General features: G+C 45.7%; 18 protein-coding genes. All 18 read left to right on the forward strand.

Features of this window, described 5'->3' with window-relative positions; translation table 11 throughout:
* Positions 1 to 195: 195 nt before the first annotated feature.
* The 18 genes from NSS66_RS15445 to dnaG all read left to right on the forward strand — a co-directional run bounded on the left by NSS66_RS15445 (position 196) and on the right by dnaG (position 19,327).
* The gene (locus tag NSS66_RS15445) at positions 196 to 1,563 is read left to right on the forward strand and encodes an NfeD family protein (protein ID WP_071558467.1); all 1,368 of its coding nucleotides are present in this window, start codon (positions 196 to 198) and stop codon (positions 1,561 to 1,563) included.
* 37 nt (positions 1,564 to 1,600) lie between these two features.
* A complete protein-coding gene (gene floA, locus NSS66_RS15450; RefSeq protein WP_043922497.1) occupies positions 1,601 to 2,608 on the forward strand; it encodes a flotillin-like protein FloA in 1,008 nt (335 codons plus the stop codon).
* Between the two features lie 44 nt (positions 2,609 to 2,652).
* The gene (locus NSS66_RS15455) at positions 2,653 to 3,231 is read left to right on the forward strand and encodes a hypothetical protein (RefSeq protein WP_340959310.1); all 579 of its coding nucleotides are present in this window, start codon (positions 2,653 to 2,655) and stop codon (positions 3,229 to 3,231) included.
* Between the two features lie 419 nt (positions 3,232 to 3,650).
* The gene (locus NSS66_RS15460) at positions 3,651 to 5,060 is read left to right on the forward strand and encodes an amino acid permease (protein ID WP_340959358.1); all 1,410 of its coding nucleotides are present in this window, start codon (positions 3,651 to 3,653) and stop codon (positions 5,058 to 5,060) included.
* A 380-nt stretch (positions 5,061 to 5,440) separates the two neighbouring features.
* Positions 5,441 to 5,734, forward strand: coding sequence for a sporulation protein YqfC (gene yqfC, locus NSS66_RS15465; RefSeq protein ID WP_023989488.1), 294 nt, complete (start codon positions 5,441 to 5,443; stop codon positions 5,732 to 5,734).
* Positions 5,731 to 6,924 carry a sporulation protein YqfD gene (gene yqfD, locus NSS66_RS15470; RefSeq protein WP_028540459.1) on the forward strand — a complete coding sequence of 398 codons (1,194 nt, stop codon included), beginning with the start codon at positions 5,731 to 5,733 and terminating at the stop codon, positions 6,922 to 6,924. Before yqfC ends, yqfD begins: the two co-directional genes overlap by 4 nt.
* A gap of 6 nt (positions 6,925 to 6,930) precedes the next feature.
* Positions 6,931 to 7,902, forward strand: a complete 972-nt coding sequence (locus NSS66_RS15475) for a PhoH family protein (RefSeq protein WP_068942375.1) — start codon at positions 6,931 to 6,933, stop codon at positions 7,900 to 7,902.
* Positions 7,903 to 7,997: 95 nt separating this feature from the next.
* Positions 7,998 to 10,244 (forward strand): HD family phosphohydrolase, encoded by a 2,247-nt coding sequence (locus NSS66_RS15480; RefSeq protein ID WP_028540460.1) that lies wholly within the window; start codon positions 7,998 to 8,000, stop codon positions 10,242 to 10,244.
* A 55-nt stretch (positions 10,245 to 10,299) separates the two neighbouring features.
* A complete protein-coding gene (gene ybeY, locus NSS66_RS15485; RefSeq protein ID WP_023989485.1) occupies positions 10,300 to 10,797 on the forward strand; it encodes an rRNA maturation RNase YbeY in 498 nt (165 codons plus the stop codon).
* A complete protein-coding gene (locus NSS66_RS15490; RefSeq protein ID WP_053325783.1) occupies positions 10,797 to 11,171 on the forward strand; it encodes a diacylglycerol kinase family protein in 375 nt (124 codons plus the stop codon). The genes ybeY and NSS66_RS15490 overlap by 1 nt, the downstream gene beginning before the upstream one ends.
* A 49-nt stretch (positions 11,172 to 11,220) precedes the next feature.
* Complete coding sequence (era, locus tag NSS66_RS15495; protein ID WP_013311134.1) at positions 11,221 to 12,123, forward strand: GTPase Era; 903 nt, start codon at positions 11,221 to 11,223, stop codon at positions 12,121 to 12,123.
* Between the two features lie 447 nt (positions 12,124 to 12,570).
* Entirely contained in the window at positions 12,571 to 12,708 is a 138-nt protein-coding gene (locus tag NSS66_RS15500) for a YqzL family protein (protein WP_013372137.1), read from the forward strand.
* Between the two features lie 42 nt (positions 12,709 to 12,750).
* A complete protein-coding gene (recO, locus tag NSS66_RS15505; RefSeq protein WP_023989481.1) occupies positions 12,751 to 13,503 on the forward strand; it encodes a DNA repair protein RecO in 753 nt (250 codons plus the stop codon).
* A gap of 138 nt (positions 13,504 to 13,641) precedes the next feature.
* Complete coding sequence (locus NSS66_RS15510) at positions 13,642 to 13,788, forward strand: hypothetical protein (protein WP_155613687.1); 147 nt, start codon at positions 13,642 to 13,644, stop codon at positions 13,786 to 13,788.
* Between the two features lie 118 nt (positions 13,789 to 13,906).
* A complete protein-coding gene (glyQ, locus tag NSS66_RS15515; protein ID WP_023989480.1) occupies positions 13,907 to 14,794 on the forward strand; it encodes a glycine--tRNA ligase subunit alpha in 888 nt (295 codons plus the stop codon).
* Positions 14,787 to 16,862 carry a glycine--tRNA ligase subunit beta gene (glyS, locus tag NSS66_RS15520; RefSeq protein WP_071558468.1) on the forward strand — a complete coding sequence of 692 codons (2,076 nt, stop codon included), beginning with the start codon at positions 14,787 to 14,789 and terminating at the stop codon, positions 16,860 to 16,862. The genes glyQ and glyS overlap by 8 nt, the downstream gene beginning before the upstream one ends.
* 121 nt (positions 16,863 to 16,983) lie before the next feature.
* Positions 16,984 to 17,460 (forward strand): YaiI/YqxD family protein, encoded by a 477-nt coding sequence (locus NSS66_RS15525; RefSeq protein WP_013311130.1) that lies wholly within the window; start codon positions 16,984 to 16,986, stop codon positions 17,458 to 17,460.
* Positions 17,453 to 19,327: a DNA primase gene (gene dnaG / locus NSS66_RS15530; protein WP_025722118.1), complete on the forward strand. Its 1,875-nt coding sequence runs from the start codon at positions 17,453 to 17,455 to the stop codon at positions 19,325 to 19,327. Before NSS66_RS15525 ends, dnaG begins: the two co-directional genes overlap by 8 nt.
* Positions 19,328 to 19,356: the final 29 nt, after the last annotated feature.

Raw genomic sequence — 19,356 nt, forward strand, 5'->3', positions numbered from 1 at the left:
TGATGAGAAGATTCTTTTATGTAAGCGCTATTATTAATTGTGTGAAACGTGATGTCCGTTGGGTGCGTAAAGTATCTGACAGCCGTCAGGATTAGCAATATACCCAATAATTTCACATTAAATCCTGAAAACTGTATAGTTTGTCTAACAAAGTTTGGTATGCTGTAACATAGAAAGATCGAAAGGGGGAGAGAAATGCATAGAGAACATCACCACTCCAGTCGCAAATTGATCTTTTTAACGTTGTGGATTATGGTATCCGTTTTGCTGTTACCCTTAGTTCATTCCGAATCAGCGGCGGCCCAAACTAAAGGTGGAGCTGTGTTTGTTATACCAGTTGATCAGGAAATTGAGCAAGGTCTGGGCAAATTTATGGAACGTGGATTTGCAGAAGCAGCAGATTCCAAAGCAGGTCTGATTTTACTGGATATTAACACTCCCGGTGGACGGGTAGATACAGCAGAGAAGCTGGGCAAACTGATTAAAGACAGTCCGATTCCGACCGTAGCCTATATAAGGGGCGAAGCGGCCTCAGCGGGTAGCTATATTGCGTTGAGCGCAAACAAGATTGTTATGAAACCGGGGAGTATTATCGGAGCAGCAGCGTTAGTAGACGGTAGGGGGCAGGCTATCACAGATCCAAAAACGGTAGCTTGGTGGAAGAGTAGCATGGCATCTGCCGCAGAAGCTGGTGGACGTAATCCAGATATTGCCAGAGGTATGGTTGACTCCAAAACGACCGTATCTATTCCAGAGATGAACTTTAATAAGGAAAATGGTCAGATCATTTCTTTAACCAGTGAGGAAGCGCTGAAGTTGGGTTATGCGGATCACATCGCGTCTTCCGAACAAGAAGTTATCCAGTGGATGGGCTACAGCACGGATGATGTAATTCATGTGGAGCGAACATGGGCTGAAAAAGCAGCCGAGATATTGACTAACCCAATTGTGCAGACGTTGCTTTTATTTATCGGTATCGCGGGTGTCGTTATTGAGCTGCTCGTACCCGGTTTTGGTGTACCGGGAATTTTGGGCATACTCGGATTTGGTTTGTATTTTTTCGGCAATTATATCGCTGGTTTTGCAGGTTCGGAGACGTGGCTGTTGTTTATTATCGGTCTGGCTCTGCTTATACTTGAAATGTTCATCCCAAGCTTTGGTATTTTGGGCATTTTGGGTTCAGTCAGCCTTGTCGCCGGAGTTGTTCGGGCAGCATACAACATGCAGCATGCGTTTATATCTTTGGGCATTGCCTTTGCAGCTGCGGTTGCTGTTGTGGCGATTATCGCAGTTGTATTCAAGGACCGAGGGATATGGAACCGTTTTATACTTAAAGAAAGTTTAACGGCTGAACAAGGCTTTTCTTCAGTTGTGAACCGGGAAATGCTATTAGGTCAACGGGGTGTCAGTCTGACACCACTTCGTCCAGCCGGAACGGTGCTGATCGCTGATGAGCGAGTCGATGTTGTAACGAACGGCGAGTTTATTGCTACAGATATGCCGATTATAGTATCCAAAGTAGAAGGTGGGCGAATTGTGGTCAAGGCTGACACTAGCGTCTAAACAAGTAAATAACAAAGAATTAGATTAATGGAGGATGATGCGAGTGTTCGAATCGGGTATTGTCAGCGTTTTGCTGATTGCCGTTGTAGTGATTATTGTATTGAGCGTATTTTTCAGTTTCTTCCCGGTGATGCTGTGGATTTCAGCATTGGCTTCGGGTGTGCGTATTGGCATCATTACGCTGGTAGCTATGCGGTTACGGCGCGTCACGCCAAGCCGAATTGTCAATCCGCTCATTAAGGCAACCAAGGCGGGTCTGGGATTGAACATTAACCAGCTGGAAAGCCATTTTCTCGCAGGAGGGAATGTAGACCGAGTGATCAATGCGTTGATTGCTGCCCAGCGTGCTAACATTCCGCTTGAATTTGAACGTGCGGCAGCGATTGACCTTGCGGGACGGGATGTTCTGCAAGCGGTCCAAATGAGCGTTAATCCGCGTGTTATTGAGACACCTACTGTTGCAGCGGTCGCCAAGGATGGTATCGAAGTGAAGGTTAAAGCTCGTGTTACCGTGCGTGCCAACATTGATCGACTCGTCGGGGGTGCCGGAGAAGAAACGATTATTGCACGGGTCGGTGAAGGTATCGTTACAACCGTAGGTTCCAGTAATTCGCATAAGGACGTGCTGGAGAATCCGGATTCAATTTCGAGAACTGTATTGTCCAAAGGTTTGGATGCCGGGACAGCATTTGAAATCCTGTCCATTGATATTGCGGACGTTGATGTAGGTAAAAACATCGGTGCTTTTCTGCAAACAGAGCAGGCGGAAGCCGACAAACGTATTGCGCAGGCAAAAGCAGAAGAGCGGCGTGCGATGGCTGTAGCGCAGGAGCAGGAAATGAAGGCACGTGTCGTAGAAATGAGAGCACGTGTGGTGGAATCCGAATCCGAAGTGCCGCTGGCAATGGCTGAAGCACTGCGTGGCGGGAAACTTGGCGTCATGGACTATATGAATTTGAAAAATATTGAGGCGGATACGCAAATGCGTGGCTCCTTAGGCAAACCTAATGAGAACTCGGGGAATGATAACAAGAACCGGGATTAATAACGGGACATAGCCGATGAATTACGGCAGCTAGGTGGTGAGTAATGAACTTTATCAGCTGGATCTTTGAGCATTTGTATATCCTGATCGTGATTGGCTTTGCTTTGGTGTCCTTTTTGGGGAAAAGCATCCAAGGTACAGGGCGGAAATCACCGCCGCGAAAAGGTATGCCCACCTTTGGTGGTGATCATGGTTCCCGCGGGTCCTCGACGTCATCCAGACCCTTCACAACAGAACATGGGCAAGAGCAGCGCCAGCAGGATGCTGCTGGAGAGTTGCAACGTCAATTTCCTAATGAACGACGGGCGGTTATGGAAGCTCGTCGTATAGAAGAAGTGGGCGATCGGTCGGAAACAGAAGGACGGATGGACCGGGATTCATTAGATAACGGTTCGACTCTAGAGGATCGGATCCGTGCTATGGAAGAAGAACGCAGGTTGGTTTTAGCCCGTCTCGATCGTATATCCAACGCGAGGGAGTCGGGGGAAATTACAGATGCGCCAGAGATAGCTTCGCAAGATCGTAATACGGTGGATACGGCTGATCTGCGCAGAGGTGTGATTTGGGCAGAAATATTGGGTCCTCCGCGTTCCAAGCGCTATATGGGTGGAGGAAGACGTTAAAATGATAGTGGATCCGTCACAGCTTTGGCTGTGGCGGATCCTTTTTTGTGAGCTTTAGGAATACATAAGCATGCTCAGAATAAAAAATGAATTAACGACAAATGCTCTAATTACCTGACAACGAATGTGATAATCCCTTGTACGCCCTAGGTTTCTCACATTTGTTGTCATCTAAAATGGTGGCATTTTGTCTAATTTAGAGTCTCATTTATGAAAATATATTCGTGAAAAATGATCAAATGTAACAATATGAATGGAGCTTTCCGAAAGCAGTTTTCATTTTTTCTTTTTTATATATAATGTTCTCAATGATAGACACTTATGAAATTTACTCCAAATTTAGCTAAAATTTGATTTATATCGAGGTGATAAAACAAGATTATAAAAATGGAAAATTAATTTTTAGGAGGATGGGATGGATGGGAAATAGCTTGTTCAGAAAGAAGAGCATTGATCAGTTGATCGCCGCTACGCGGGGGGAAAAAGCACTCAAAAGGGAACTGGGTGCGTTTGATTTAACGATGCTTGGGATTGGAGCCATTATCGGAACGGGGATTTTTGTATTGACAGGTACGGGAGCAGTTACGGCTGGTCCAGGCTTGGTACTTTCTTTTGTGATTGCGGGACTCGCCTGTTTATTCGCGGCATTGGCTTATGCGGAGTTTGCATCCACCGTTCCAGTATCCGGTTCTGTTTACACTTTTACATATGCTACGATGGGGGAGCTATTGGCCTTTATTATTGGATGGGATTTAATTTTGGAATACATGCTGGCAGCCAGCGCCGTTTCTGCAGGTTGGTCGGGTTACTTTGTATCATTTTTGAATGGAATTGGCCTTCACATTCCGCTTGAATTCACTGCCGCACCGGGGACTTTAAAAGACCAAACTACTTATTTTAATCTCCCAGCTTTTTTAATTTTGATGGGTATCACGTTCTTGCTTTATTTTGGGATAAAAGAATCAAAACGGATAAACAACTTCATGGTAATTGTAAAGATTATTGTTATTTTATTATTTATCATCGTTGCTTTTAAATATGTGAAGCCAGATAATTGGACACCATTTATGCCGTTTGGGTTCAGTGGGGTGTTTGGAGCCGCAGCACTTGTGTTTTTTGCTTTTATTGGTTTTGATGCTGTTTCATCAGCGGCTGAAGAAACCAAAAATCCCGCTCGTGATCTACCGCGAGGCATTATTTTCTCACTCGTTATTTGTACGTTTTTGTATGTTATTGTTAGCGCGATTATGACAGGTATTGTGCCGTTTATGCAATTTGAAGGTATCTCTCACCCAGTGTCATTGGTATTGCAGGTTGCGGGCCAGAACTGGATTGCAGGTATTGTAGATATAGGAGCCATCTTAGGGATGAAAACGGTCATGCTGGTTATGCTCTATGGTCAAACTCGCATTATGTTTGCCATGTCACGTGACGGTTTAGTCCCTAAAATATTATCCAAGGTTCATTCTAAATATAAAACGCCCTACATTAACACGTTGTTTTTTGGTACTTTATCTGCATTAATGGGTGGGCTGATCCCGCTAGATGAGTTAGCAAGTTTGGTGAACATTGGAACCTTGTCAGCATTTATTCTGATTTCGGTCGCCGTCATCGTTATGAGAAAAACACAACCTGATTTGCCAAGGGCCTTCCGATGTCCTGGAGTTCCGTATATTCCGATCCTGGCTATCGTTTCATGTGGGGTGCTCATTCTTAATCTGAATGGCCAGACATTTATTCGCTTTATTATTTGGCTTGTCATTGGTATGGCTGTTTACTTCTTATACTCTAGAAAAAACTCTCTTTTGAATCGAGATACCGAAAAATAACTGTGTCATCTGATGAAAATCAAAAAAAGACAACCTTGTTTTCGATATGAAAATGAGATTGTCTTTTTTGTTGTAAATTCTGAAAGGACACATCTTTTTCCTCTGCAATATAGCAGCTGCTGCGAATTGTAAGTTTAGCCTCATAAATGCGGGGACTGGATCATAAAATGTACAGTACAGATATCTGTGGCGCTGGTGTAATGGCGTTCACTGATAAATAAGAATATAAGATGAAAAGCCAGCAGCGTAGCTGCCATGAAACATCTATGGGTACCGAATGGCAATAACGGAAGATGAAAAAATAGCAGCGTGCTGTCATCAAAACAACATTAGCCGTTGGATAACAGATGTTTTGATGACAGGAAAGGAGATTTCGCCGTATGAGCCGGATGAGCCGCAAACTGCGAAAGTGGGCCAGCGAGACGCTGGAGCTTCCGCAGGACATTCTATTTGACCTGCCGCGGTTAACCCTCATCGGCAGCCGCCAGCTTTATGTGGAGAATCACCGGGGCGTGGTGGATTTCACACCGAATCAGCTCGTACTTGCACTTGAGAAAGGCAGGCTGAGGGTGTCCGGCCATGATTTAGTCATTACGTCTATTCTGCCAGAGCAGGTAAGTGTGGAGGGACATATAACAGATATCCAAATGGAAGGAACGGAGGAAGGCTCGTGAAACATCCTGCTTTAGCAATGCTGCGTGGCACGGTTACCCTTGCTGTCAAGGGCGAAAGTGTGGAAGCTTTCATTAATTTACTCACCGATCACCATATACCTGTTTGGAACGTGCGGCCGATGGGTACTAGACATGCAGAAATGAACCTTCTGCTGCCGCACGTCTTCCTCCTACGCCCGCTTTTGAGAAGGACAGGCTGTAAAATGCATGTTCTGAAGCGGCAAGGGCTTCCCTTTACTGTTATACGGCTTGCCAAACGTAAATTTTTTATGGCTGGATTGGCTTTGTTCTGGATAGGTCTCCTGCTGATGTCTTCGCTTATCTGGGACATTGAAGTGAAGGGGAATGATAAGCTCTCGACGGACTCCGTTCTCAAAGCCGCCCGACAGGAGGGGCTGTATCCGTTTCAATGGAGCTTTCGTCTTTCCAGTCAAGACAAGCTTTCCCGTGCGCTCATGCAGAAGCTTCCAGAGGCATCCTGGATCGGTGTGGAAAAGCAGGGTACTTTGGTAACGATTCAGGTTGTTGAAGCTTCACAGCCTACCCCTGCGCCGCTCTACAGCCCACGTCATATCATCAGTAAGGCAGACGCGGTAGTCACTGAGATTTTTGCCGAGCAGGGTCGTCCTGTCGTGCATAAAAATACACGTGTCAAAAAAGGAGCCATCCTCATCTCGGGAACGCTTGGAGATGAGGAGAATCAGCAGCAGGTCGTAGCCAAAGGAGAGGTTAAGGGTCTTGTATGGCATGAATACGAAATTAGCAGTCCTACGGTGCAACGCAGCAGCACGTATACAGGTAACAGTCACGACCGCTTGTATCTGGTGTTAGGCAATCGTGCGATACAATTGTGGGGATATGGGAAAATACCTTATTCTACACATAAAACAACAGTTGAACATGATCCGTTAACTTGGCGTTCCTTCAAACTTCCGATGGGTTGGATGACTGAAAGTGTGAGGGAGACAAAGATACAAGAGCAGAAGCTTACGGAAGCAGAAGCGAAAATGTCAGGAATAGAAGGCGCGCGAGCTGATATTTTAGCTAAATACGGCAAAGGAACGAAAATAATGAGCCAAAAAATTTTGCATGAGAAGAGAGAGAATGGTAAAGTTTATATGAAAGTGCTTTTTGAAGTGGAGCAGGATATTGCGGAAGAACTTCCGTTAGTTCATAACCAAGGAGAATGAGGCTATTTGGCAGAACAACAACGCAGCATACAAATTGCATTGAACAATGCGGGAGAAGGACAGGCGTTATTTGGCCCGCAGGATTCCTTTTTAAAATTAATCGAAGCCGCTATTCCAGCAAAAATAGCATCTCGTGAGGCAGAAGTTAATGTTTTTGGTAATGCTCACGAGGTGGAAGTGCTCGAACAATTGTTCGACGTATTACTCCAGTTAATTCGCAATGGGTATATACTGACCGAAAGGGACGTCCATTATGCGATTGAATTGGCAAAAGATTTGCGTGCTGATCAGCTGCTCGATTTGTTCAAGGGTGAAATTACGACGACGTTCCGGGGGAAACCGATTCGCGTCAAAACGATTGGACAAAAGCACTATGTAACCACGATTAAGAAACGCGATATTGTATTTGGAATTGGCCCGGCGGGTACGGGTAAAACCTATCTGGCTGTAGTGCTGGCTGTAGCTGCCCTGAAGGAAGGTTCAGTCAAGCGCATTGTACTGACTCGTCCTGCGGTCGAAGCAGGGGAGAATTTAGGTTTTTTACCAGGGGATTTGCAGGAAAAGGTTGATCCGTATTTACGCCCATTGTATGATGCCCTATACGATGTGATGGGCCCAGAGCAGACTGCAAAGGCACTGGAGCGCGGGTTAATAGAAATTGCTCCTTTGGCTTATATGCGGGGACGTACGCTGGATGATTCATTTATTATTTTGGACGAAGCGCAAAACACCACACCCGAGCAAATGAAAATGTTTTTGACTCGACTTGGTTTCGGCTCCAAAATGGTCATTACCGGCGATGTTACGCAAATTGATTTGCCTCGTGGCAAAAAATCCGGTCTGATTGAAGCGAATGCAATTTTACAAGGGATTGAAGAAATAGGCTTTGTCCAGTTTGCAGAAGAGGATGTTGTCCGTCATTCCCTAGTTCAAAAAATCATTGTTGCTTATGACCGTATTGCCGAAAATCAAGGATAGCCATTCAATCACGAGTATGGTGTGTACGATCAGAAAAAGTATAAAATGAGCAGTGTAGCTGCCTTGAAAAAGATGATGGAGAGGGATTGTTTTAGATGACCTCGAAGGAATTATCTAAAGGGAAAACGTTCCAGCATAGAATGAATGGATGGAAGTATAGCGTGGCGACACGCTATCTTCTGTTTTTATTTTTGGTGGTTCTTTTTTATGTAGGCTTTGCGTCCAAGCTGCTTCCCGAGCGTTATGACATTCGGGTAAATCAACCGAGTGAAAAGGAAATTGTCGCCCCGATGCAGCTTCCTAACAGTAAGGCGACTTTGAAGGCTCAAGAGGAATCAGCTGAACGTGTGCAGCCCATGTATACCATTGTGCCAGTTCGCAACGATAACCTGATTACTGGTATTTTGGATCGAATTGAACGGCTCAATCAGGATGATCAGGTTTCCAGAGCAGATAAGATTTCGATTTATAAGGATGAGATTCCGCAACGTGCACGGGAATTTGTGCAAAATTTTGTGAATAACAGCCGTAATGCGGATGCCTACCCAGATAAGTTGCTGGATGAAGTGCTGGAAAAAACGAAAGAGCAAACGTACCGAATTCCAGAGGAGACATTCATTAAAATTCCGCGCCTTACATCTGAGGATATTGCTGAAATGCGGCCTGTCGCCCGTGAGATTGTGACAGGGTTGATGAATGATCAAATTACGGATGCCCAGACAGCCCGAGCGAAGGTAGCGGAGCGGGTTAGTACAAGCTCGCTTACCAAGCGCACTTCACGGGAGGTTGTTCAGGAACTTGCAAGGCTTGTGATTACCGCCAACAAGTTTTATGATGATACAGCTACGAAGGACGCCAAGGTACAGGCTCGTGAAGATACACCGACAGTTTACATTAAACAGGGTGAAGTACTCGTCAAGAAGGGTGAGATTATTACCCAGGAAATCTACACACTGCTTGATGAAAATGAATTGCTCAAGGATAAAATCAATTATTGGCCACAATTTGGCCTACTGATGCTGTCTATGATGCTTGCGTTGGGCCTGTTTATGTATATTCGTCAATTCCAATCACGAACACGAAACTTCAAGTATAATAATGCGCAGTTGCTCATGCTAGTATTAATCTTTGTGATTACAGTGGGGGCAATGATGTTAATTTCCATACTGCAGAACAGTGAACGTTCCTATCTCGGCTATCTGGCGCCTATCGCGCTTGGAGCTATGCTCGTAACGCTGTTGCTTGATATGTCGCTGGCTTTCGTATGTGCCGTTATATTCAGTATATTGGCTAGTGTTATTTTGAATGTCCGTCAGGGACAAATTTTTGACTTTAATTTTGGGTTTTTTGCTCTTGTGGTCTGTCTGGCGGCGATTTTCTCTACCCATCGAGCCAGCCAGCGTTCAACACTGTTCAAAGGGGCGATCATGGTATGCCTGTTCGGGGCCCTGTCTGTTTTTTCTCTGGCACTGATTGACCAAGGGAATTGGACTCAAACGACGACGCTCTATGGGGTAGCTTTTGCTTTTGCAGGCGGTCTGATAACAGCAATACTTGTTATTGGGCTAATGCCATTTTTTGAGTCTACCTTTGGTATCTTGTCGGCACTGAAGCTTGTTGAGCTGTCGAATCCCAACCATCCCTTGCTCCGCAAGCTGCTTACGGAGACACCGGGAACGTATCATCATAGTGTAATGGTGGGCAATCTGTCAGAGGCCGCAGCGGAGGCTATAGGAGCAAACGGCTTGTTGTGCCGGGTTGGTTCGTATTATCATGATATTGGTAAAACCAAGAGGCCTTCGTACTTCATTGAAAATCAAAATGGGTTGGAAAATCCACATGATACAATAGAGCCCAAGCTGAGCAAATCCATCATTATCGCCCATGCTCGTGACGGGGTGGAAATGCAATTGGATTACAAGCTACCCAAGCCAATTCGCGATATTGCCGAGCAGCACCACGGAACGACATTCTTGCACTATTTTTATCACAAGGCGTTGCGTGAGGCTGAAGAGCGAGGGGTAGAGCCTGACTTCACGGAGGATGATTTCCGTTATCCGGGACCGAAGGCTCAGTCTAAAGAGTCTGCTGTGGTGGGAATTGCTGATAGTGTGGAGGCAGCAGTTCGTTCCTTACGGAAGCCGACGGTGGAACAGGTAGAATCCATGATTGAGAAAATTATTAAGAGCCGTCTTGATGATCACCAATTTAACGACTGTGAGCTGACCATGCGGGAGCTTGATATCGTGGCTCAAACCCTCAAGGAAACAGTAATGGGGATTTTCCATTCCCGTATTGAGTATCCAGAGGAAAGGCCCAAGTCTGAAAACGGAAAAGCTTAATATAACTTGTGCACGAAGCACGGTTAGAGCACTAGAATTAAAAGGAGCGGTTGGCATGGGCCTTCAATTAGCTTGGAATAATGAACAAAACGATATGGTAATTAACGAATCCTTGATTACGTTGCTGAACACCTTATTGGAGGAGGCAGGCAAAGTGGAAGGAGTCACAGACGGTGAGGTAGCCCTTACCTTCGTTAATGATGAGCAAATTCATGAGTTGAACAGGGACTATCGGGGAATTGATCGTCCCACCGACGTGTTGTCTTTTGCTATGAAGGAGACACTGGATGAAGAGCTTGAAATTATTTACGAACCGAATGAAGAAACTTCAATGAATGATGTACCGGATGTTCTGGGGGATATTATAATCTCTGTACAGACAGCGCAAGCTCAGAGCGAAGAATACGGACATTCGATTGAGCGTGAAATCGGTTTTTTGTTTGTTCACGGCTTTCTGCATCTGTTAGGCTATGATCATCAGGATGATGTGAGTGAAGCTGAAATGATGGGCAAACAGGAAGCTGTACTGGCTCAAGCGGGGTTGACAAGGTAATGAGACGTCAGCCTTGGAGAATGACCTTTCGCTATGCGGCAGAAGGCGTGATGTACGCTCTGCGTACGCAAGTAAATATGCGGATACATGTGGTCATGGCGCTCTTTGTCATTGTAGCAGGCTTAACTCTGCACATCTCCCGGCTCGACTGGTTATTCGTCTGCGTGGCTATCGCTATAGTCATTGTAGCCGAACTGTTCAACACCGCTGTTGAAGCAGCGGTGGATCTCATCTCACCTGATATTCATCCGCTGGCCAAAGCGGCTAAAGACACCGCCGCCGGAGCCGTGCTCCTGGCAGCGGTTTTTGCTGTAATTATTGGTATATTTGTGTTTTATAGGCCTATGTTAACGTTAATTAGTTCGCTGTTTTAATGGAAAAACCAAAATAAAATAGGTGCTTAATCGCGCTGGAGGAAATGAAATGGCTAAGAAACACTTTAAATCAGGCTTTGTCGCAATTGTTGGCAGACCCAATGTCGGAAAATCAACACTGATGAACCATGTCATTGGGCAGAAGATTGCCATTATGTCGGACAAGCCGCAAACTACACGCAACAAAATTCACGGCGTATTTACTACAGAGGACACACAAATTGTATTTTTGGATACACCGGGGATTCATAAGCGCCAGTCAAAATTAGGCGATTACATGAATCAGACTGCTTTTAATACGTTGGGTGAAGTAGAAGCGGTGCTTTTTCTTATTGACGCTGCTGAGGGTCTAGGCGGTGGCGACCGTTTTATTGCGGAACAGCTTAAACAAGTAAAAACGCCAGTTATCTTGGTGCTGAATAAAATTGATCGCATTGAGCCGGAAGCGTTGTTGCCACTGATTGAGCAGTATCGCAAGTTGTACGACTTTGCAGAAATCATACCGATCTCGGCCAAAATGGGCAACAATGTAAACACCCTGCTGGAGCAGGTGCAAAAATACTTGCCAGAAGGTCCGCAATATTATCCGGATGATCAAATTACCGACCATCCAGAACAGTTTGTCATCTCCGAACTGGTTCGGGAAAAAATTCTGCATATGACACGTGAGGAAGTACCCCATTCTATTGCGGTTATGATTGAAGACATGAAAGTGCAGGATAATGGGGTAGTGCATATTATGGCTGTTATTTTTGTAGAGCGTGACTCCCAGAAGGGGATCATTATCGGCAAACAGGGAGCCATGCTCAAAGAAGTGGGCAAACAGGCCCGCCAGGATATCCAAAACCTGCTAGGCTCCAAGATTTTCCTGGAACTTTGGGTTAAGGTCAAAAAAGACTGGCGCAACCAGGAACGCGTCCTTCGTGACCTTGGCTTCCATCGCGACGCTTAAAAACAGAACTTGATTCTACGTCACTTTAGTTCAAGGGTTTATTGAGGCTAAAAAAATTGATATTAAATAAATATGTATAGTTGTTGTAAGCATCATAAAAAGGCCGTACCGATCTCTATGACTGAGATAAGTAACAGTTTTTTGGTCATTCAAAGCGCCGCGCATATGCGGCGCTTAACTCTTGCTCTTTTTACCCCTTTCTTCCAGTGATGAAATAAGGAGTGCTTTTAAAAGAGTTATTGTAACTGTGTGCACATTGTAGCGGAGCGAAGGATTTGAATCTGAAGAAGCGATCGTAAGATCAAATCATTTGCGAAGCGGCATTCCAATCTACATACAGTAGCCTTTTTCAACGTAATCCATTAATTTCATCGCATACTTCTCCCCTCTTCGCATCATCCTATTTTTGAGATGCAAACGTCATTTCCGAAGAAAGGATGAATACGATTGCGAGATTTTTCGTGGAAGTATTTTGCGATGACTGGAGATGTCGGTGCGTATCTGTTATATCGGGAGAGCGCCGTGACAAGGGAGCAAGACACGGATGAGGGAGAGTCGGACGAGCATGAAGAAGCCCGTGAATAGTACAAGCCACTGGCTTCTTCGCGAATGTTTGGGGGAAGAGGCATGCTTTACAGGGTGGAAGGAATCGTCATCCGCAGCATGGATTACGGTGAGGGGAACAAAATTATTACGCTTTGCACCGAAAGCGGAGGCAAAGCAGGCGTGCTGGTCAGAGGTGCAAAAAAGTCCAAAAGCCGTCACGCTGCTTTAACGCAGCCGTTTACGTACGGTGAATTCGTTTTTTTTCGAAACACAGGTTTAGGCACGTTGAATGCCGGTGAAATCATCCAATCCCACCATACATTACGCGAGGATATTACTAAAGCTGCTTACGCTTCTTATGCTTGTGAATTACTCGATCGGGTGCTACAGGATGAGGAAACAGGCGCGTTCTGGTTTAAGCAGCTTAAAGCATGTTTGGAGGCGCTGGAGAGTGGCAAAGATCCGCTGATCGTCATGAGTATTTATGAATTTAAAATATTGCAGGCGGCCGGATATGCTCCTCAGCTTGATGCATGTATTTCAAGTGGTCAACAATGTGCTGATGAAGATATGTTTGTCAGTCCGAGGCTGGGCGGAGTTTTGTGTCGGAGCTACAAGCATTATGATCCAGCTGCATTGAGCGTGACTCCACGTACATTGAAGTTGCTGCGCTTGTTCGCCAGAATGGATTTGAATCGGCTCGGCAACATTGACGTAAAGGACTCCACAAAGCTGGAGATCAAACATGTCATGCGTCAGTTCATGGATATGCAGTTGGAGGTCAAGCTGAAATCCCGCAATTTCTTGGATCAGCTCGACAAGTACGATATGTGAAACGCCCTATTCTCTTGACTGTATTGCTGAAAACGTGTAATATCCTACTATATATCTCCTTCGGGAGCAGATGCATTGAACGAGAAAGTAGCGGGATGTATTCTCTGTAATTAGCGAGTTGGGGACGGTGTAAGCCCAGTGGGAATTCTTCGTGAACAAGGCACTCGGGAGCGTCTGAATGGACACGGAAAAGAGGATTACGATCTGATTGGTGATGTAGGATCGCAATCAAGTAGGGTGGAACCGCGGGAGTCAGCTCTCGTCCCTACGTCTGTACAGGCGTAGAGGCGGGGGCTTTTTGCTGTCTCTAGCAAGGCTTTTGGGATAAAATAGCCCTGTACATACGAGCTTAATGAGAAGAAATCACCAACATTTGAGGGAATTGGAAAGGGAGCGTGTACCAATGAATTTTCAGCAGATGATTTTAACGCTGCAACAATTTTGGGCTGAACACAACTGTATTATTGTACAGCCGTATGACACGGAAAAAGGGGCAGGCACGATGAACCCGATGACGTATTTACGTTCGATCGGACCTGAGCCGTGGAACGTAGCTTATGTTGAGCCTTCTCGTCGTCCGTCAGACGGACGTTATGGTGAGAACCCGAATCGCCTGTATCAGCATCATCAGTTTCAAGTAGTTTTGAAGCCTTCACCGGATAACATTCAGGAATTGTATTTGGAGAGTTTGAGCCGTTTGGGCATTAACCCTTTGGAGCATGATATTCGTTTCGTTGAAGACAACTGGGAAGCACCAACGCTGGGAGCGTGGGGCTTAGGTTGGGAAGTATGGCTGGACGGTATGGAAATTACCCAATTCACCTATTTCCAGCAAGTGGGCGGTATTGATGCCAGTCCGGTTGCCGTAGAAATCACGTACGGTATGGAGCGTCTTGCTTCCTACATCCAGGACAAGGAGAATGTGTTCGATTTGGAGTGGGTCAATGGAATTACGTACGGTGATGTCTTCCACCAGCCTGAATTTGAGCATTCCAAGTATACGTTCGAAGTATCTGACGTCAAAATGCTCTTTACTCTTTTTAATATGTACGAAGAAGAGGCAAATAAAGCGATGGCGCAGCATCTTGTATTTCCAGCCTATGATTATGTGCTGAAATGTTCTCATGCGTTCAACTTGCTGGACGCTCGCGGAGCGATCAGTGTGACGGAACGGACTGGGTTTATTATACGAGTGCGTAATTTGGCGCGTCAGGTGGCTGCGACCTATCTGGAGGAGCGCGAGAAGCTGGGCTTCCCGCTGTTGAAGAAAGGAGGTGCGGCAAATGTCTAAGGATTTATTGTTTGAGATCGGGTTGGAAGAAGTCCCTGCACGTTTTATCCCGAATGCAATTCAGCAGTTGAAGCAGCGTATGACGGCGTGGCTTGACAGTTCGCGTATTGCTTATGGTGCTGTAGAGGTTTATGCTACACCTCGCCGTTTGGCGGTACTTGTCAAGGAAGTAGCGGAGAAGCAAGAAGATATTAACGAAGAAGTTAAAGGTCCTTCCCGCAAAATCGCACTCGACGAGGCTGGTAACTGGAGCAAGGCTGCACTAGGCTTTGCTCGCAGCCAAGGTGTTGATCCTGAACAGTTCACGTTCAAGGAGCTTGGAGGCGTGGAATATATTTACGCAACTAAGAGCAGCATAGGTGTACCAACAGCGGATGTACTGTCCGAAGGTTTATTGCACATTTTACATGCCATGACATTCCCTAAATTCATGCGCTGGGCAAGTTATGACTTTAAATTTGTTCGTCCGATCCGCTGGTTGATTGCCTTGTTTGGTAGCGATATTGTTAATTTGGAGATTGCCGGCGTGCAGTCAGGAAATGTGACAAGAGGGCATCGTTTCCTGGGACAGGATGCCGTAGTAGAAAGTCCAGCTGACTATGTTGAAGTGCTTCGCAAGCAGCATGTCATTGTGGACATTGAGGAACGTCAATCGCTTATTGTAAAGCAGATTGAAGCGCTGGCTGCCGAAAAAGATTGGACGATTGCGGTCAAGGATGATTTGCTGGAAGAAGTGCTGTATTTGGTGGAAACCCCAACAGTACTGTTCGGAGGTTTTGATCCTGCGTTCCTGAACATTCCGAAGGATGTACTCATTACTTCCATGCGCGAACATCAACGCTATTTCCCAGTGCTGGATCACACAGGAGAGCTATTGCCATACTTTGTTACGGTACGTAACGGAGGAAGTCAATCGCTGGAAGTCATTGCTAAAGGGAATGAAAAAGTATTGCGTGCGCGGCTGTCTGATGCCAAATTCTTTTATGAAGAAGATCAGAAGCTGGAAATTAAGGATGCACTCTCCAAATTGGAAAGTATCGTTTTCCACGAAGAGCTGGGAACGGTTGGAGACAAAGTGCGCCGGATTCGCCGTATTGCTGATGCTCTGGCAGAGAAGCTTCGCGTTTCCCCAGATACACAGGAATCGGTTAGTCGTGCAGCGGATATTTGTAAATTTGACCTGGTAACACAAATGGTATATGAGTTCCCGGAACTGCAAGGTGTGATGGGTGAGGATTATGCTCGTAAGGCTGGAGAGAAGGAAGAAGTGGCAAGAGCGGTGTTTGAGCATTACCAGCCGCGTTTTGCAGGAGAAACAGTTCCTTCAACGAATGCTGGAGCGATTGTAAGTATCGCAGACAAGATAGATACCATTACAGGCTGCTTCTCCATCGGTATTATTCCAACAGGTTCACAGGACCCTTACGCGCTTCGTCGCCAGGCAGCAGGTATTGTGCAGATATTGTTGGATCGCAAGCTTTCGGCTACGTTGTCTGATGTGTTCAATATCGCGCTCGATGTGCACGGCAACCTTGGAAATATGAAACGTTCCGCGGATGAAATACGTAAAGAATTACATGAGTTTTTCGGATTACGCGTGAAGAAACTATTGTCTGAGACACTTCGTTATGACGTTGTGGATGCAGTGCTTGCAGCTGGATATGACGACGTTGCTTCCGTTGTTAACCGCGGAACTGCGTTAATGACTGCCGTTCAAACAGGTGAGGTATTCAAAGCAACAGTTGAGTCCTTTAATCGTGTAGGTAATCTGGCTGCTAAAGCAGTTCATAAGTCAGTTAATACGGGTGAGTTTACGGAGCAAGGCGAAAAAACGCTTTACGAAGCATGGTATAGCGCTTATGAATCTTATAGCGTAGCTTTACAGGAAGGTGATGCGACACGGGCGTTAGCGCTTGCTTCATCCATTACCCCTGCGGTGACGGCATTCTTTGATTCCGTTATGGTTATGGCTGAGGATGATGCTGTTCGTAATAATCGTTTGGCATTGCTGGCTGCTATTGACTCAGAACTGAAGCGTTTTGCCGATTTTTCCAAGCTTGTAGTTTAAACGTCAGTTGTGGTAGTATGAACAACTTGAAAAAATGGGTATAAATATACGGAACGGTGTAAGAGTAATCTTGCAGCCGTTCCGTATTTTACTCGAATGCGGATGGAGATGGGGGATGCTCATGGAGGGAACCGGAACTTTACTGGATGTGCGGATCGTTGTTGACGGGGACGCTTGTCCTGTTAAAAGTGAAATTGCGGAGATAGCTTCCCGTTTTCATATTGAGGTTATTATGGTATCTTCATATGATCATCTCATTCAGGGCAGCAAAGGCGTAAGCATCGTTAAAGTAGACCGAAGCGACCAAAGTGCCGATCTCTATATTGCCAATCATATCCGCCGCGGCGATATTGTAACCACCAATGATTATGGTCTTGCTGCACTTGCCTTGGCAAAAGGTTGTGAAGTGATGTCTTTTCGCGGAGCTATGTATCGAAACGATTCGATAGATTTCATGCTTGACCGACGTCATACTTCTGCCAAAGAACGGAAAAAAGGACGTTATGGAAAAGGTCCTAAACCGTTTACATTAGAGGATCGTGAAGTTTTTCAACATAAACTGACAAAACTTTTACTTCGCTTGCAGGAGAATGAGTAACGGTATCGAATTATATTTACGTGCTAAAGAGATGAAGGTGGTTAATATGAGTGCCGGACAAGGTAACATACCGGACGATATCATTGAGTCGGTTTTACAACATCATGATATTGTAGATACGGTAAGCAAGTACGTGCATTTGACCAAGCAGGGGAAGTATATGAAAGGCCTCTGTCCTTTTCATTCCGAAAAAACCCCTTCATTCACCGTGACACCGGATCGTCAGATTTTTTACTGCTACGGCTGCGGCGCGGGAGGCAATGCCATCAAGTTTATGATGGAAATCGAAGGACTATCCTTTCCCGAAGCTGTCAGGACAATGGCAGAAGAAAGTCATATCCCGCTCGGCGAATGGCAGGGACGTGATTCATCGCATCAGCATCCTGAGTTGGACAGGCTGTTGCAAGCGTATGAGTTAACTTCTAAGATGTACCATTTTTTGCTTAAAAATACGGAGCACGGCAAACCAGCGATGGAGTACTTGCGTTCACGGGGATTCAGTGACAAGATCATTGATCAATTTCAAATTGGCTATGCACCCAACCGATGGGATACGATCGTTCAGTTTCTGGAGAAGCGTTCTTTTGATCCCGTGGAGATGGAAAAGGGAGGGCTTATTTCTCCCCGGCATGAGGGTGATGGATATGTGGATCGGTTCAGAGATCGTATCATGTTTCCCATTTGGAATCGCAACGGAAAAGTTATTGCCTTTGCAGGCCGTATACTTGGTGAGGGACAGCCGAAGTATTTGAATTCACCGGAGACCAAGCTATTCAACAAGAGCCGAACGCTGTACAATCTTCATCATGCTAAAACCTCAATTCGCAAGCTCCGCCAGAGTGTTCTTTTTGAAGGCTACGGTGATGTCATCTCGGCATGGGAAGCGGGCGTACAAAATGGGGTGGCCGCCATGGGCACTGCTCTAACGGAGCACCATGCTACGATGTTAAAAGGACTGTGCGATGAGGTCATTATTTGTTATGATGGTGACCGGGCAGGACAAGCTGCTGCGCTTAAAAATTTTCCGCTGTTGGAAAATGCGGGACTTCACGTGAAAGTAGCGCTGGTCAGTGACGGTATGGACCCGGATGATTTTATCCGGCAATACGGCGGCGAACGATTCCAGCGTCAAATTATCGAAAGTGCTGTTTCAACGGTGAAATTTAAGCTTATATATCTGAAAAAAAACCATATACTGCAAGAGGAAGAAGGAAGAATCGCGTATTCCCGCGAAGCATTAAATGTCATTGCACCTCTGTCATCCCCGACTGAGCGGGAAGTGTATCTGCGCGAAGTATCAGCCGAAGTTAAGGTGGATTTTGAAACCTTGAAGCAAGAATGCAATTTACTCCGTCAATCCCTGCAAAAAAAACAGAACTTTGGGGATAATAACGAAAATGGGTGGAATAATGGTAGGCATAAAAAAGGGCAGGTCTCCACACCTAATCTGTTGCCGGCTTACCATGTGGCTGAGCGCAGGCTGCTTCACTGGATGATGCAGGATTTAGAAGCTGCAGAGTATGTAGAAAAGCATCTGGGCGACGCCTTTAATATTGAGGATCATGCAGCAATTGCTGCTTATCTATATGCCTATTACGCGCAAGGGAAGTTACCAGATACAAGCCGTTTTATTTCATCTTTGCAAGACGACCGGCTGGAGAAGAACGTAAGTTCGATCATGATGATGGATGCTCCAGGCGTATGGGCACCGCACATTTTGGATGATTATATTCATCAGGTGCGAAAATTTCCATTGCAGGAGCAACTGGATTTGAAAAGGGAAGAAATGAGAGCCGCTGAGCGCTTGGGTGACTTTTTGCGCGCAGCACAAATTGCAAGTGAGATTATAGCCCTAGAGAGACAATGAACACACAGAGGTCGGATGTTTCTAGGGAG

The organism is Paenibacillus sp. FSL R10-2748, from assembly GCF_038005565.1.
Taxonomy (GTDB): domain Bacteria; phylum Bacillota; class Bacilli; order Paenibacillales; family Paenibacillaceae; genus Paenibacillus; species Paenibacillus polymyxa_B.

Bases quoted from the DNA above. Each gene is read 5' to 3' on its own strand.
- NSS66_RS15445 (WP_071558467.1), top strand. From the start codon at position 196: ATGCATAGAGAACATCACCACTCCAGTCGCAAATTGATCTTTTTAACG.
- floA (WP_043922497.1), top strand. From the start codon at position 1,601: ATGCGAGTGTTCGAATCGGGTATTGTCAGCGTTTTGCTGATTGCCGTT.
- NSS66_RS15455 (WP_340959310.1), top strand. From the start codon at position 2,653: ATGAACTTTATCAGCTGGATCTTTGAGCATTTGTATATCCTGATCGTG.
- NSS66_RS15460 (WP_340959358.1), top strand. From the start codon at position 3,651: ATGGGAAATAGCTTGTTCAGAAAGAAGAGCATTGATCAGTTGATCGCC.
- yqfC (WP_023989488.1), top strand. From the start codon at position 5,441: ATGAGCCGGATGAGCCGCAAACTGCGAAAGTGGGCCAGCGAGACGCTG.
- NSS66_RS15480 (WP_028540460.1), top strand. From the start codon at position 7,998: ATGACCTCGAAGGAATTATCTAAAGGGAAAACGTTCCAGCATAGAATG.
- ybeY (WP_023989485.1), top strand. From the start codon at position 10,300: ATGGGCCTTCAATTAGCTTGGAATAATGAACAAAACGATATGGTAATT.
- NSS66_RS15490 (WP_053325783.1), top strand. From the start codon at position 10,797: ATGAGACGTCAGCCTTGGAGAATGACCTTTCGCTATGCGGCAGAAGGC.
- era (WP_013311134.1), top strand. From the start codon at position 11,221: ATGGCTAAGAAACACTTTAAATCAGGCTTTGTCGCAATTGTTGGCAGA.
- recO (WP_023989481.1), top strand. From the start codon at position 12,751: ATGCTTTACAGGGTGGAAGGAATCGTCATCCGCAGCATGGATTACGGT.
- glyQ (WP_023989480.1), top strand. From the start codon at position 13,907: ATGAATTTTCAGCAGATGATTTTAACGCTGCAACAATTTTGGGCTGAA.
- glyS (WP_071558468.1), top strand. From the start codon at position 14,787: ATGTCTAAGGATTTATTGTTTGAGATCGGGTTGGAAGAAGTCCCTGCA.
- NSS66_RS15525 (WP_013311130.1), top strand. From the start codon at position 16,984: ATGGAGGGAACCGGAACTTTACTGGATGTGCGGATCGTTGTTGACGGG.
- dnaG (WP_025722118.1), top strand. From the start codon at position 17,453: ATGAGTAACGGTATCGAATTATATTTACGTGCTAAAGAGATGAAGGTG.